At 46.2% G+C, this 14,093-nt stretch carries 14 protein-coding genes and 1 pseudogene; 10 read left to right on the plus strand and 5 right to left on the minus strand.

Annotation, left to right across the window (positions count from 1 at the left end):
* Window positions 1-15: 15 nt before the first annotated feature.
* Both BXO87_RS16310 and BXO87_RS16315 read right to left on the minus strand, forming a co-directional pair.
* Window positions 16-1,227 carry a Bcr/CflA family efflux MFS transporter gene (locus BXO87_RS16310; protein WP_015239269.1) on the minus strand — a complete coding sequence of 404 codons (1,212 nt, stop codon included), beginning with the start codon at window positions 1,225-1,227 and terminating at the stop codon, window positions 16-18.
* Between the two features lie 145 nt (window positions 1,228-1,372).
* The gene (locus tag BXO87_RS16315; protein ID WP_014304447.1) at window positions 1,373-2,506 is read right to left on the minus strand and encodes a glycerol dehydrogenase; all 1,134 of its coding nucleotides are present in this window, start codon (window positions 2,504-2,506) and stop codon (window positions 1,373-1,375) included.
* A 282-nt stretch (window positions 2,507-2,788) separates the two neighbouring features.
* Here BXO87_RS16315 and BXO87_RS16320 point away from each other — a divergent pair, with 282 nt between their 5' ends.
* The 4 genes from BXO87_RS16320 (at window position 2,789) to BXO87_RS16335 (ending at window position 7,046) form a co-directional block, all read left to right on the plus strand.
* Complete coding sequence (locus BXO87_RS16320; protein ID WP_003156057.1) at window positions 2,789-3,646, plus strand: YitT family protein; 858 nt, start codon at window positions 2,789-2,791, stop codon at window positions 3,644-3,646.
* 117 nt (window positions 3,647-3,763) lie between these two features.
* On the plus strand, window positions 3,764-4,291 hold the full coding sequence (locus BXO87_RS16325; protein ID WP_015239267.1) for a GNAT family N-acetyltransferase: 528 nt from the start codon (window positions 3,764-3,766) through the stop codon (window positions 4,289-4,291).
* A gap of 277 nt (window positions 4,292-4,568) precedes the next feature.
* Entirely contained in the window at window positions 4,569-6,197 is a 1,629-nt protein-coding gene (gene abc-f, locus BXO87_RS16330) for a ribosomal protection-like ABC-F family protein (protein WP_038457081.1), read from the plus strand.
* A gap of 126 nt (window positions 6,198-6,323) precedes the next feature.
* Window positions 6,324-7,046 (plus strand): gamma-glutamyl-gamma-aminobutyrate hydrolase family protein, encoded by a 723-nt coding sequence (locus tag BXO87_RS16335; protein ID WP_032873092.1) that lies wholly within the window; start codon window positions 6,324-6,326, stop codon window positions 7,044-7,046.
* A gap of 34 nt (window positions 7,047-7,080) precedes the next feature.
* Here BXO87_RS16335 and BXO87_RS16340 read toward each other — a convergent pair whose 3' ends face one another.
* The 3 genes from BXO87_RS16340 to BXO87_RS16350 all read right to left on the minus strand — a co-directional run bounded on the left by BXO87_RS16340 (window position 7,081) and on the right by BXO87_RS16350 (window position 11,178).
* Entirely contained in the window at window positions 7,081-9,234 is a 2,154-nt protein-coding gene (locus BXO87_RS16340) for an MMPL family transporter (protein WP_038457079.1), read from the minus strand.
* 98 nt (window positions 9,235-9,332) lie between these two features.
* On the minus strand, window positions 9,333-9,968 hold the full coding sequence (gene ydfI / locus BXO87_RS16345) for a two-component system response regulator YdfI (protein ID WP_031378615.1): 636 nt from the start codon (window positions 9,966-9,968) through the stop codon (window positions 9,333-9,335).
* Window positions 9,961-11,178 (minus strand): sensor histidine kinase, encoded by a 1,218-nt coding sequence (locus tag BXO87_RS16350; protein WP_038457077.1) that lies wholly within the window; start codon window positions 11,176-11,178, stop codon window positions 9,961-9,963. Before BXO87_RS16350 ends, ydfI begins: the two co-directional genes overlap by 8 nt.
* Window positions 11,179-11,570: 392 nt before the next feature.
* Here BXO87_RS16350 and BXO87_RS16360 point away from each other — a divergent pair, with 392 nt between their 5' ends.
* The 6 genes and pseudogenes from BXO87_RS16360 to BXO87_RS21300 form a co-directional block, all read left to right on the plus strand.
* Window positions 11,571-11,816 carry a hypothetical protein gene (locus BXO87_RS16360; RefSeq protein WP_032873084.1) on the plus strand — a complete coding sequence of 82 codons (246 nt, stop codon included), beginning with the start codon at window positions 11,571-11,573 and terminating at the stop codon, window positions 11,814-11,816.
* 17 nt (window positions 11,817-11,833) lie between these two features.
* Window positions 11,834-12,202: a spore coat protein gene (locus BXO87_RS16365; RefSeq protein WP_038457074.1), complete on the plus strand. Its 369-nt coding sequence runs from the start codon at window positions 11,834-11,836 to the stop codon at window positions 12,200-12,202.
* Between the two features lie 18 nt (window positions 12,203-12,220).
* Window positions 12,221-13,357, plus strand: coding sequence for a zinc-dependent alcohol dehydrogenase (locus BXO87_RS16370; protein ID WP_038457073.1), 1,137 nt, complete (start codon window positions 12,221-12,223; stop codon window positions 13,355-13,357).
* Window positions 13,358-13,375: 18 nt separating this feature from the next.
* Entirely contained in the window at window positions 13,376-13,573 is a 198-nt protein-coding gene (locus BXO87_RS16375) for a hypothetical protein (RefSeq protein ID WP_015416916.1), read from the plus strand.
* Window positions 13,574-13,588: 15 nt separating this feature from the next.
* Window positions 13,589-13,888 carry a spore coat protein gene (locus tag BXO87_RS16380; protein ID WP_038457071.1) on the plus strand — a complete coding sequence of 100 codons (300 nt, stop codon included), beginning with the start codon at window positions 13,589-13,591 and terminating at the stop codon, window positions 13,886-13,888.
* Between the two features lie 103 nt (window positions 13,889-13,991).
* Window positions 13,992-14,075 (plus strand): annotated as a pseudogene (locus BXO87_RS21300) (hypothetical protein); the annotation flags it as partial.
* Window positions 14,076-14,093: the final 18 nt, after the last annotated feature.

Below are 14,093 nucleotides of genomic sequence, written 5' to 3' on the forward strand. Positions count from 1 at the left end.
AAGGAGTGAATCATTTCACTCCTTTTTTGCTTTCTCCGGTTTTGTTGTTAAGGCGAAAAAAGCGATGGAACCGATAACGGATGTCGTGAACATAATTGCCCCCATCGGGACGGCCGTCGCTTCATTCATCCCCACAAGCGGCGACACGATGGAACCGAGAAGAAGCGGAAGCATGCCAAGCAGTGCGCTTGCGCTTCCCGCGCGGTGTCCCTGCTTTTCCATCGCCAATGTAAAGGTGCTTGTCAGCGTCATGCCGATCGTAATCATATAAATAAAAATTGAAATCACCAGTGCCGCCAGCGGTCCGTGAATGATCGTCATGACGAGCAGAACGGCAGTCGCCGTCATCGCTGTAATCACGCCGATTCTCAACAGGCTTTTTTCGTGAATGATTCCGCCGAAACGCCCGATGATAAAGCTTCCGGTAATGATCGCCAGACCGTTTATGCCGAATAAAACACTGAATACCTGAGGCGATACTCCGTAAATATCCTGATACACGAAAGGCGTTCCGGAGACATACGCAAAGCTCCCGCCGTGAATAAAACCGACCGTCAGCGCATAACCGATAAATGACCGATCCTTCAGCAGGCTTCCCATTGTCCGCACGGAATTTCCGATGGAGCTCGGAATCCGCTTTTCCGGCGGCAGGGTTTCTGTCAGCTTGAGCGCAATGATAAGAACAAGCAAAAACCCGATAAAGGTTAAAAAGAGAAAAATCGTATGCCATGATGCAAACGGAAGCAGTAAAATCGCGCCTCCCGTCATCGGCGCCACCATCGGCGCGACGGCGGTAATGACCATCAGCAGCGAGAAAAATTTAGAAAGCTCTCTTCCCGAAAACACATCTCTGACGATTGCACGGGATAAAACGAGTCCTGCCGAAGCGGTGAATCCTTGAAGAAAACGGGCAATCACTAATGTAGTAATGTTCGGTGCAAGTGCGCAAAACAGAGAAAACAACGCAAATAAAAAAATACATAGTAATAACGGTTTTCTTCTTCCCTTCGCGTCACTTAACGGGCCGACAACAACCTGTCCGATTGTCAGTCCGATCAGACATGCGGTTAAACTGAGCTGGACAAGCGATGCGCGGGCGCTTAAATCTTCAGCGATTTCAGGGAAACTCGGCAGATACATATCTATATTGAGCGGCCCCAGTATCGCAAGCATTCCGAGAAGAAAAGCCAGCGCAAGCCGCTCCTTACCGGTCGGATTATGCAGCATATCGTTCCCACCTTTCCTTTGTCAATCTCTCAAAACATTTGTATATTGTATCATAATTTTTTCTTTATTTTTAAAAGTTTTCAAAGGGCATAAAAAAACCAAGGGCTGTAACAGCCCTTGGGTCCGGGTCACACGGTAAAAGGTTTTACGCGTGTTTTTCTTTAAATGCTTTTGCGTATTGATCAGCCGCTATAATGGCATCCGCCACGTCGTCAGCCGTCACGTCAAAAGCGGCATGAATTGTTTCTTCTTCAATCGTCGCGGCTTCTGCCACTTTCATAATGTCCTCTTTAGATGCGTCTTTCAATTTGATGTCTTCAAGTGTGACAGGCAGCCCCAAGCTGATATAAAACGCGATATACCGCTCAATTTCCTCAAGCGAACGTTTTTCCAGCGCCAATTGAACGAGCGTGCCGAATGCCACTTTTTCACCGTGGGTCAAGTGATGGATTTCACCTTCAAGCGCGGTAAATCCGTTATGAATGGCATGTGCCGCAGCTAAGCCGCCGCTTTCAAATCCCAGTCCGCTCAAAAGTGTATTGGCTTCAACCACCGCTTCCAATGCGGGCGTAACGGCTTTCGCTTTCACAGACTCATAAGCGAGACGGCCGTATTTGAATAATACCGCTTCACATTTTTCCGCGATAGCCTCTCCGGCGATTGTCGGAATTCCGCCTGCCATCGTTTTACCGCCATTGGCGATGACACTGCGCGCCTCTATCCACGTCGCCATCGCATCGGCAATCCCTGATGCTAAAAAGCGCGGCGGGGCTTCCGCGACGATTTTCGTATCGACCAGAACCAAGTCAGGATTCTTATGATAGAAACGATAGTTTTCGAACGCGCCTTGTTCAGAATACACGACAGACAGCCCGCTTGTCGGAGCATCAGTTGAAGCGGCCGTCGGCACGATAACGGTATAGCCGTTTATTTCATCTGATACGGCTTTGGCCGTATCAAGCGTTTTACCGCCGCCGACTCCGATGACAATAGTCGCGCCTGCTTTTTCTGCGATGCCGGCAATTCTTTTCATTTCTTCCTGGGAGGCTTCGCCGTTGAAAACCGCCTCTTCAGAAGAGATATTGCTTTTCTTTAATTCAGCCGTCACCTTGTGGCCCGCGATATCCCATACGGTTTTGTCCGCGATGACGACGGCTTTTTCACCAACGCCCTCCAGATGTCCGCCGATCGTTTCAATGGCGTTTTTTCCCTGCACGTATTTGGCCGGACTGATAAAAATTCGTTCCAATGTCATCATCCCTTCTTCGTTGTCTCTCATTACATTTCTCTTATTGATAGAGCAGAAATGAAAACTCTTCTGATATCATTCCTCGTTTTAAATTGATTTAAACCTCATATACACTGCAGAAAAATCAATTTTCACGGCATTGACAAGATGTGAAGGTGTCTATATAATCTTCGATATTGAAGCTGATCATTCTTTACTGAATGAACAAACGAGATTGTGAATGATTCGTCTTAAAAATTATTTAGTTCTGCTGGATAATTTTTGAGGCGTTTTTGTTTTTTATATATTTTTGACTGCAGAGGAGGTTTTCACATGAAGAACATTTGCAAGGATATACTGATGATTATGGCCGGAGCCTTTCTTATTGCGGCGTCCGTGGAATTTTTCGTCATCCCGAATCATTTAGGGGACGGCAGCACCGTGGGAATCGCTCTCGTGTTATATTATCTTTTCCATATACCTGCAAGTATTACGACTCTGGTTGTAAATTTGATTTTTATCGGGCTGGCTTATAAATTTTTAACGAAAAAAACGATTTTATACACGATACTCGGTACGGGAATGACTTCTGTTTTTCTCAGCATCGTCAGCTTTATTCCGTTCGGCGTGCACGATATGGTGCTCGGGATTGTATTCGGCGCTCTGCTGATGGGAGCGGGGCTGGCATTGATCTTTATTGCTGACGGATCTACCGGCGGGACCACGCTGTTGGCGTATTTATTAAATTACACAAAGGGCTTTAACATCTCGAAAAGCATGTTTTATATGGATTGTGTCATCATTTTCGCATCCGTTTTAGCGATCGGCATCAATCATATGCTGTATACGTTTATATTCGTATATCTGTGCGCCAAAATCGTCGATATTGTCATTGAGGGTTTCCATAATAAAAAAGCTCTCACCATTATGTCTGACCAATACGAAGAAATCGCCAAAGCCATCACCTCCGAGTACGGCAACGCGGCGACGATTTTTTACGGATACGGCTATTACGGCAGCAAAGACAAGCGCATTATCTATGTTGTCATTAAAAAGAACGAATTGCTGAAAATCAAAAAACATGTTCAAAAAATTGACCCGAAATCATTTATCGTTATTCATGAAGTAAAAGAAGCTGTCGGAGGGCAATTCGGGTTTACAAACCTGCCCGCCGCCGCAAATGAAAAATAACCGCCTGCAGTGTATAGCTGCAGGCTTTTTTTATTCGGCTCTTCCCCGCTCAAAGGTTTTTTACATCTTTCAATCGAAGTAGTAAATGAAACCTTTTTTGATGGAGGAACATAAAAAATGAATATCAAAACTGAAAGGCTCGTAATTCGGACGTTTGAACCGGAAGATTGGCAGGATGTCTATGCGTACACCTCAAATCCAAATGTCATGAAATATATACCAGAGGGTGCCTTTACTGAAGAAGATGCCAGGAAATTCGTTACTGAAAACAGCGGTGAACATGCCGGGAAGTTTCCCGTTTTATTGAAGGATGAGAAAACGGTCATTGGCCACATTGCTTTTTTTCAGTATTTTGGCGATCATACGTATGAAATCGGCTGGGTGTTTCACCCGGAATACCAGGGCAAAGGATATGCTTCAGAGGCGGCGCGCGCCGTGCTGGCATTCGGGTTTAACAAGATGAAATTACACCGGATCATTGCGACATGTCAGCCGGAAAACATGGCTTCGCACCGGGTGATGGAAAAGATCGGGATGAGACTGGAAGGATTTTTTAAAAAATGCATCCCCCATGATAATGAATGGTGGGACGAATATTATTATGCCGTTTTAGAAGAAGAGTGGGAAGTCTCCAATCTGGAATAAAAAGGCTTATACCCTTTGCTTTTACAGATAAGTGTGTGCTACACTGTTTGTAACAAATACGAAGGGATGATGGGTGGACAATGATTAACTAATCTTATTTTGACCGTTTGAAATCAAATATTTCAAATCAGAAAAAATAGGATTAGTCTGCCCATTTTCTATACGATACGAAAGCTATGTAAAAATAGCTTATTTGATCATGCACAGGTACGGCTAATCCTTCCAAATCAATTGGGAGGATTTTTTTGGTCCTCCCTTTAAAGCGAGGGATTGACATATGAAAGAAATGTTAAAAATAAGCGGCATCAGTTATGAAATCAACAGTGTTCCCCTTTTTGAACAGATCAGCGCGAGCGTTCAGCAAGGTGACATCATCGGCGTTATCGGTAAAAACGGCGCCGGCAAATCGTTATTGCTGCAATTGATCTGCAATCAAAAAGCGCCGTCACAAGGACAGATCCAGATGATGCAAGATGTGAACGTATATATGGTGGAACAAGAAACGGAAGCTTATGATTCCGGCCATCCGGAGCCTGCGGAGGCAGCCTTGTTAGAAAAGTGGAACGTGCCCGCACGCGCCTTTTCGCAATTGAGCGGCGGAGAAAAATTGAAAGCCCGTCTTGCCAAAGGTTTCTCCTCCTCAAGCAGCCTTTTGTTATTAGATGAGCCGACGAACCACCTCGATCAGCACAGTTTAGAAATACTGCTAAATCAGATCAAGAATTACAAAGGCACCATTATTTTTGTTTCGCATGATCGTGCTTTTATAGATGCAGCGGCGACAAAAATCTGGGCCATCGAAGGAAAGAAACTCATTGAGCATAAAGGGAATTATTCAAGCTATATGGAAGTCCGCAAACAGAGAAGGCTGACACAGCAGCGGGAATATGAGAATCAGCAGCATATGATCAGACGGATTGAAGCTCAAATGAACGAGCTGAGCGCCTGGTCAAAAAAAGCCCACGCCCAATCAACGAAAATAGAAGGATTTAAAGAATACCATCGCGTAAAAGCAAAACGCACGGACGCCCAGATTAAATCAAAGCAGAAGCGTCTTGAAAAAGAGCTTGAAAAAGCGAAAGCAGAACCGGTTGAAGCGGAGTATGAAGTCCGTTTTTCCATTGAGCACCGCAAAAAAGCGGGAAAGCGTTTTTTAGAAGTAAGGGATGTCTCAAAGTCATATGACGGCCGAACGCTTTTTAAAAACGTGAATTTCACTGTGATGCACGGTGAAAAGATTGCGATTACAGGTCCGAACGGCAGCGGGAAAACAACATTATTGAAGGTCATCCTCGGTCAGGAAAAAGCGCAGGGCGGCATATGGATTTCTCCGTCTGCAAATGTCGGATATCTAACCCAGGAAGTATTCGACCTTCCGCTTGATAAAACCCCCGAACAGCTTTTTTACAAAGAAACGTTCGAAGCAAGGGGCAATGTTCAATCCCTCATGAAGCATTTAGGATTTACCGCAGCGCAATGGACGGAACCCATCGGCAAGATGAGCATGGGAGAGCGGGTCAAATGCAAACTGATGGCGTTTATTCTGGAAGAGAAAGATGTGCTGATTCTGGATGAGCCGACAAACCACCTTGATCTGCCGTCACGCGAGCAGCTTGAAGACACTTTGGCCCGATACGACGGAACGCTCATCATCGTATCTCATGATCGTTACTTTGTCGAAAAAACGACGGACATCCGGCTTGATATCTCAAACGGCAGCGTCCGAAAACAATGGAAAGAATCTCCCTCCGTCAGGGACGATGCTGAAGAACTGCGATTAAAGCTTGAAACCGAACGGCAGGAAGTCCTCGGAAAACTCAGCTTCATGACTCCGGCTGATAAACAATATCGTGAGCTTGATCAAAAATTCAAAGAGCTGACGGAAGAAATCAAGAAATTGAAATGAATGTAAAAACCCGTGATTGTCACGGGTTTTGTTTTGGAAAGCTCACGTATCATGAAGAATAATTTCAAACTGATTTGTACAACCTACGTTCAGATTTATTATGAGCATAGTTCAGGGGGACGAAGAATGGCCAAACGCATCGGAATTACGGGAAACATTATGGCTGATCAATCCGGTCCTTTCCCGGGTTATAATCGGGCATATGTCAATAATGATTATATTCAGTCTGTTTCTGAGGCCGGCGGTGTGCCGTTTATATTGCCGGTGATTCAAGAGACGGCGCTTTTAAAGGAACAGGTCTCTCATGTTGACGGGATCATTCTGTCCGGCGGTCAGGATATAGACCCGCTGTTTTACGGCGAAGAACCTTTACAGGCTTTAAGAAAGACCTTTCCTGATCGGGACGCCTACGAGAAGGAGCTGATTCTCACGGCGGTTGCATTAGAGAAGCCGATTCTGGCAATCTGCCGGGGGATGCATATGTTAAATGTCACTTACGGGGGAACTTTATATCAGGATCTGACACACGCTTCATTTGCTGAAATCAAGCACGATCAAGAAAAAGATCCGCCGTTAAAAACCCATCATGTTTCTTTTGAAAAAGGGACACGTCTCCATTCCTTGTTTGGCGATTCAGCGCGGGTGAATTCATTCCATCACCAGATCATAAAAGAGACGGCGCCTTCGTTTAAAGCCGCGGCTTATGCGAAAGACGGGGCCATTGAAGCGATTGAACGGACGGGTGAATTATTTGTCGTCGGCGTGCAATGGCATCCCGAAATGCTGACAAAAAAACACGAGGACATGAAAAAGCTTTTTTCTCTTTTCATGGATGCGGTCAGCACATAAAAAAAAGCAGATCATAACGATCTGCTTTTTCATTTTATTCTTCCGGTTTCTCCGGTGTTTTGCCTTGTGTCAGCTTATGGCCTTCGATATCCACATTCGGAATGATCTTATCCAGCCACTTCGGCAAGTACCAGGCCGCATGTCCCATCAGCTTCATGACACTCGGAATGATGGTCATTCTTACAATGAACGCATCGAAAAGAACACCGAAGGTCATTGCCAATCCCATGGATTTGATCATAGAGTCCCCAGCGAAGACAAATCCCGCGAAGACGAAAATCATGATCAGCCCCGCCGCTGTTACGACAGGCCCGCTATGCTTCAATCCGGCATGGATGGCTTGTACCGGATTTTTTGTTTTGACATATTCTTCTCTCATTCTGCTGACAAGGAATACTTGATAATCCATCGCCAGTCCGAAAAGAATACCGATTGCTAAAATAGGCAGGAAGGCAAGAATCGGGCCTTTTTCCGGAATGCTCAGCAAGCCGGTGAAATGTCCATCCTGCAGGACGAATACCGATAACCCGAGTGTTGCGGTCATTGTCAGCAAAAAGCCAAGAACGGCCGCAAGCGGCACGAGAAGAGAACGGAAAACGACGGTCAGCAATACAAATGCAAACCCGACAATAAGAATGGCGAATTCCGGAATGGCATCGTTTAACCGATCTGAAATATCAATGTTCACCGCGGTTGACCCGGTGACGAGCAGACGGATGCCGTTTTTGTCTGACAGTTTCCGTATATCCTGCACTAACTCTTTCGTTGCCGTATCGTTCGGCCCGGTTTCAGGCACTGCCGTAATGATGGCATAGTCCCCTTTTTCGTTCGGCATGGCAGGGGTGACGCTCGCCACATTATGCAAGTCCTTCATTTCGTTCACGGCGTCTTGGAATGCTTCATTTTTATTGCCCTTAACATCTTTTGCATCGGCAACAATTGTCAGCTTGCCGTTAAAGCCTTCGCCGAATCCTTTAGACAAAAGATCATAGGCGCGGCGATCCGGGCTGTCTTTCGCTTTCATTCCCGCATCAGGCAGCCCCAGCTCTAAATGCATGGCCGGCAGACTGATGACGGCTAAAAGAATAATGCTGAAAATGCTTAACAGAATAGGCTTCTTTGTAACGAAGCGCCCCCAGGCATTCGTGTCGGCGCTTTTCTTTTCTTTCTTCTTATTTGATGTCGGAATCATCCGTTTTCCTGCGACCGATAACACTGCGGGCACCAGCGTTACTGATGCCAATACAGCCATCAGCACACTGAGTGCCGCTGTCAACCCCATGGCAGACATGAACGGAATGCCGACAACGGTCAATCCGCAAAGCGCGACGATCACGGTCAGTCCTGCAAAAACGACGGCGCTGCCTGCCGTTCCCGCGGCTTTAGCGATCGATTCATTTTTTTGTACACCTTCGCCCAAAAACTGACGATGCTTCGTAAAGATAAACAGCGCATAATCAATCCCGACGGCCAGGCCGATCATTCCGGATAATGAGAGACTGACCGAGGCTATCGTAAAGAAATGTGTCCCGATTAACGTCAGCGCGACGCTTACGCCTAATCCGATCAGGGCCGTGACAATCGGCAGCCCCGCTATGACTAATGAACCAAACGTAATAGCCAGTACGACGAATGCCAGCACAACGCCGATAATTTCTGATACACCGCCGACTTCAACACCGGCCCCCGGCACATCACCGCTGAGCTCCGTCTGCAGGCCCTTGTCTCCTGCGGCAGACAGACTGTGTTTAATATGTGAAACAGACGCATCTGTAATGTCATCCGCCGCTTTTTTGTACGTAATATCGGCATATGCCACTGATCCGTCTTTAGAAATGGTTCCTGTCTCAAAAGGACTTGCAATCGAAGCGACTGAATGATCTGTTTTGATCTTCTTTAATGTCTCTTCGATCGCTTGTTTTTCTGATTTTGACGTCAGTTTTTTCCCATCTTCAGCACCGAAAATAACCCGTATGCTTCCTTTATCGGGACCCTTTGAAAATTCTTTTTGAATCATATCCATTGCCTTTTCAGAAGGTGTGTCAGGTATTGACATATCATCAGAAAAAGCAGGTTTTAACGAGATGGCGATCACAACCGAAGCGATCAGTATCACGAGCCACGCACTGATCATTTTTAATCGGTTGCGGGCAGACCATCCCCCTAATTTATATAAAAAACCAGACATCGAATACTCCTCTCCAATCATTACTTTCTGCCTAATTGTAGTTCACATTCACATAAAAAAAACGTACATAGGGGCATGTACGTTTGGGCAGTTTTTCATTATATATTCAGTTTCAGAATGCCTTTTTGCATGGCAATGGTGACGGCTTCCGTCCGCGAATCAGCGCCTAATTTGTTATAAATCGATGTTAATCTCGCTTTTACCGTCCGCTCTGAGATTCCTAAATCGAAGGCGATCGCTTTGCTTTTATGTCCTTTCGCAACGGCTTCTAGAACTATGATTTCCTTGTCCGTCAGCTGTGTTTCATTGGCATTTGCCCGTTCCATTTTCATTTCCCGGAAACGCCGCAAGATGTCCGGCTGCAGAAGCACTTCTCCCCTGACCGCCGCATCCATCGTATGAAATAAGGTTTCTGAGCTTGTGTCCTTCAGCAGATAACCGTTCGCGCCTGATTCGATGCCTTCTATCATCAGATGATCTTCATTATAGGTCGTCAGAATAATGATCGGCACATCAGAATGCTCTTTTATCTGTTTAATGGCTTCCAGCCCGCTCATTTCCGGCATGTACAGATCCATGAGAATGACATCGGGCTTTAGTTCTTCTGCGAGGCGGACGGCGGTTTTCCCGTTTTCCGCCTCTCCCGTTATGGTGTAATGGTCATTTGTTTCTATCAAAAGCTTCAGACCTTCTCTGACGACAAGATGGTCATCTGCTATTAACACTTTATACATGTTCCGCTTCTCCTTGAATTGGTATGATGATCTCAATTTGAGTTCCCGCTGATCTGGCGCTTGTTATACGGAAAATGCCGTTCATCATATTGACGCGTTCTTGTATCCCAAGCAGCCCGTAATGTCCGCTTTTTCTCATTTCTGTTCGGGCATCAAAGCCTTTCCCGTCATCTTTGACGGTTATGCGGATCCGTCCCTCTTCTTCCTGAACGGATACCCAGACATTCTTTGCTTCTGCATGCTTGGCGGCGTTTGTCAGGCCTTCTCCGATCATGTAATGGCAATTCTCCGCCGTATGAACGTCAAGCACATGATGCACGCTGTACTCTAAAAAACAAGACAGCCCGGAGGCTTCTGTAAAATGGTTGATTTGTTCAGTGATGCTTTCTTTTAAGAACCCGATCTCTTCTGATTTGCTGCGAAGGTTGTCAATGGCCGAGCGCGCATCAGCCAATGTGCCCTTCACTCTGTCCATTGATTGGCTGATGATGTCTTTCGCTCTGTCAGTGTTATCTTTCGAAAGATGAACTTGCACCGCTTCAAGCTGCATATGCAAGCTGACCAGCCCTTGTGCAAGCGTATCGTGCAAATCTCTCGCCATCCGCTGCCTTTCGTTTTGAAGCGTCAGCTGTTTCACTTGCCGGTGAGCGAGCTCTAATTTTTCAAGCGTCATCTGTGTTTTTATTTTTTCATCAACTTGCGCGAAAAATGTGGCCGCATACGTGATAATCACGATCATGATGGGAGCGGCGATAACGATGAAACGCAGCAGATGATGCGGATGCTCCTGGTGCAGGGCTGCTATGGACATTAAAATGAAAAGATAGAGTATGAGCAGCGTTTTTCCCTTATCCGCCATTCCGATAATCTGCCCGATTAAAAAGGCATAGAGACCGACGACTACCGCGATATAACCGCCGGCCATCAAGTTAGCCGATGTATATATGATAAATCCCTGTATGATGAAATAAAGAAACGTTTTTTTCTTGACCCAGCGATGGGAATGCCAATGCAGCACGGTAAAAATGACGATCAATATCGTGAATAACAGCAGCAAAAAAACCGTCCAGCTTTCATAAATGTACTGCAAAGAGACTGATGCGGCATATACCATAAAAATAAACGCCAGACCGGGCACCCGAAGCGCAAGCATATGCAATGAGCGTCTGTCACGGGAGACATAGTCTTCTTGATGTTTTGTACCAAACAATCTCTGTCCACTTCCTTTTAGCCGACCGGCCTTACGAGGTTTTATTCTATTTGTCATCATACCATAAGTGCCTTCTTCTCACCTTCCCCTTCTGTTCCTGCATGACGGGTGAAAGAAAAAACAGCCTGCGGGATTGTGCGCAAGCTGCTTTTGTTCATATCTTTTTTATGACCTTTCCCGGGTTTCAGCGGTCTCGTCTCCCGCGCGGCAAAACCGCCCGCATCAGAAAAACGTTCATGACACCAACAGCCATTCCATGTGAACAAGAGGAAGCGATTGTGCTCCTTCAGGCTTTTTATCCGCTTTTCTGATAAACAAAATTTGTAAGACTAGACCTCTTTTCTCAGGGGAAATTAACTACGTATTTCTACAAAGGGAGGTTTCAGACGATTATGGATAAGCGTGAATTAGCGGCTCACGAGTCGCTTGACTTACATGAAATCATTAACTTCAAGACGCTTTGTGTCGCGAAATCCAAGCTCATGCAAGGGCTTGTGTTTGATCAGGATCTGAAAACGTTAATGGAGAAAGATGTTCAGCAAGCCTCGCAAGACCTGGCTGATCTGCAGGCGGTTTATGAACGGGCATCTTTTCAGGCTCCTGTTCCTCAAAACCGGCCGACTTCGATCATCAATTGAAAGGAAGGTAAGCATCGTTGAATCATGACCATTTAGATCCAATCAATTCATTACACGTCCCTGAACTCGCAGATATGACATTCGCAATGGATTTTCTCATACGCGCCAAAGAAGGCGTCAGAAATGCCGCCGTTGCTTTAACAGAAACCGCTTCACCTGATGTAAGAGCTTTGCTGCGCAAACAGCTCATGCAGGGAATCGCGATGCATCAGGAGATAACAGACTTGATGGTCAGCAAAAAGTGGTTTCACCCGCATGATCTGAGCGAACAGTATAAATTGGATCAGCTCTCTGCGAAAAATACCCTCATGGTCGGAAATATGAACCTGTTTCCCGTTGAAACAAACAGAAAAGGGATGTTTGACCGCACACCTGATGAACACTAACACTGGAGGTATTACAGCATGAAGGCCGTAACGTATCAAGGAGTGAAAAACGTCGTTGTCAAAGACGTGCCTGATCCGAAGATTGAAAAACACGATGACATGATTATAAAAGTCACAAGTACGGCAATTTGCGGATCAGATTTACATTTAATCCACGGACTCATCCCGAATTTGCAGGAAGACTACATCATCGGCCATGAACCGATGGGCATCGTGGAAGAAACCGGTCCCGGCGTGACGAAAGTCAAAAAAGGCGACCGCGTCATTATACCTTTTAATATCGCCTGCGGAGAATGCGTTTATTGTAAAAATCACCTGGAAAGCCAATGTGATCAATCAAATGAAAACGGCGATATGGGCGCTTATTTCGGCTATTCAGGGAGTACCGGCGGCTATCCGGGCGGCCAGGCCGAATATTTGCGCGTCCCTTTTGCGAACTTTACCCATTTTAAAGTCCCCGAAACATGTGAAGAACCGGATGAGAAATTGAGTGTTATTGCCGATGCGATGACAACCGGCTTTTGGAGCGTTGACAATGCCGGCGTAAAAGAAGGCGATACAGTTATCGTTCTCGGCTGCGGGCCCGTGGGCCTTTTCGCTCAAAAATTCTGCTGGTTAAGGGGAGCGAAACGCGTAATAGCCGTAGACTATGTCAACTACCGTCTCCAGCATGCGAAACGGACGAATAAAGTGGAAATCGTGAACTTCGAAGACCACGAAAATACGGGCAGCTACCTGAAGGAAATCACCAAAGGCGGCGCTGATGTGGTCATTGACGCCGTCGGCATGGACGGAAAAATGACGGATCTTGAGTTCCTCGCCAGCGGATTAAAACTTCAGGGCGGGGCGATGAGCGCATTGGTCATCGCGTCCCAAGCGGTGCGAAAAGGCGGAACGATCCAGATTACGGGTGTGTACGGCGGCAGATACAACGGGTTTCCCCTTGGCGATATCATGCAGCGAAACGTCAATATCCGATCAGGACAAGCTCCGGTCATCCACTATATGCCGTATATGTTTGAACTGGTGTCAACCGGCAAAATTGATCCGGGCGATGTTGTAAGCCATGTCATTCCGCTTAGTGAAGCGAAGCACGGCTATGAGATGTTTGACACGAAAACAGATGATTGTATTAAAGTTGTACTCAAACCTTAAAGAACGGAGGCTACAGAAATGACCAGCGCCTTACATGAATTACTCGAAATTCAGGAGATGGCATCTTTTAAGTCACTTTGTCTGACGAAATCTAAAACCATGAAAGCGCTCGTATCCGATCCTCAGCTGAAAGAAATCATGCAGCAGGATGCGGATACATCAACAAGGCAATTGCAGGAATTTGCCTCAATTTTATCTGATGCACAGCATGAATGAGGAGATGAATGACGAATGAATCCGATTATTGAATACTTGACGGGAATGAATGCACTGACAGACCAAATTGTCGCAATGGATTTATTGAATTCGGCAAAAAGCGGTGTCAGAAACTATGCGATGGCGGCGACGGAAGCCGGAACGCCTGAAGTGAAAGCGATCCTCACCCGGCACTTAGAAGAAGCCCTTGACATGCACGAGCAAATCTCACTCTATATGATGGAAAAAGGCTGGTATCACCCGTGGAACACAAATGAACAAGTCCGGCTCAATTTGCAAAATATTGATACCGCGCTCCGCCTGCCCGTCCTATAAATCGTTTTGCTGCTGAGACAGCACCCCTGACTCAAGCTTCAGTATTTCAAACTGAGAGCTGCCTTTTACAGCGCCCAGGCAACGAAACTCCCGCGAATCAGCTCTGCAGCTTCTCCAGCCTTTCTTCGGGCTGTTATTAGGGCTTGCGGCGGTGAATACGTGCGTGGCGGCCGCCGGGTGGTTCGCAAATAGAGCGAAGAAGGCA

Origin of the sequence: Bacillus sp. GZB, assembly GCF_001975995.1 — a bacterium.
Lineage (GTDB): Bacteria > Bacillota > Bacilli > Bacillales > Bacillaceae > Bacillus > Bacillus velezensis.

Bases quoted from the DNA above. Each gene is read 5' to 3' on its own strand.
- ydfI (WP_031378615.1), bottom strand. From the start codon at position 9,968: ATGTATAAAGTGTTAATAGCAGATGACCATCTTGTCGTCAGAGAAGGT.
- BXO87_RS16335 (WP_032873092.1), top strand. From the start codon at position 6,324: ATGGCCAAACGCATCGGAATTACGGGAAACATTATGGCTGATCAATCC.
- BXO87_RS16340 (WP_038457079.1), bottom strand. From the start codon at position 9,234: ATGTCTGGTTTTTTATATAAATTAGGGGGATGGTCTGCCCGCAACCGA.
- abc-f (WP_038457081.1), top strand. From the start codon at position 4,569: ATGAAAGAAATGTTAAAAATAAGCGGCATCAGTTATGAAATCAACAGT.
- BXO87_RS16370 (WP_038457073.1), top strand. From the start codon at position 12,221: ATGAAGGCCGTAACGTATCAAGGAGTGAAAAACGTCGTTGTCAAAGAC.
- BXO87_RS16380 (WP_038457071.1), top strand. From the start codon at position 13,589: ATGAATCCGATTATTGAATACTTGACGGGAATGAATGCACTGACAGAC.
- BXO87_RS16360 (WP_032873084.1), top strand. From the start codon at position 11,571: ATGGATAAGCGTGAATTAGCGGCTCACGAGTCGCTTGACTTACATGAA.
- BXO87_RS16375 (WP_015416916.1), top strand. From the start codon at position 13,376: ATGACCAGCGCCTTACATGAATTACTCGAAATTCAGGAGATGGCATCT.
- BXO87_RS16325 (WP_015239267.1), top strand. From the start codon at position 3,764: ATGAATATCAAAACTGAAAGGCTCGTAATTCGGACGTTTGAACCGGAA.
- BXO87_RS16310 (WP_015239269.1), bottom strand. From the start codon at position 1,227: ATGCTGCATAATCCGACCGGTAAGGAGCGGCTTGCGCTGGCTTTTCTT.
- BXO87_RS16320 (WP_003156057.1), top strand. From the start codon at position 2,789: ATGAAGAACATTTGCAAGGATATACTGATGATTATGGCCGGAGCCTTT.
- BXO87_RS16315 (WP_014304447.1), bottom strand. From the start codon at position 2,506: ATGAGAGACAACGAAGAAGGGATGATGACATTGGAACGAATTTTTATC.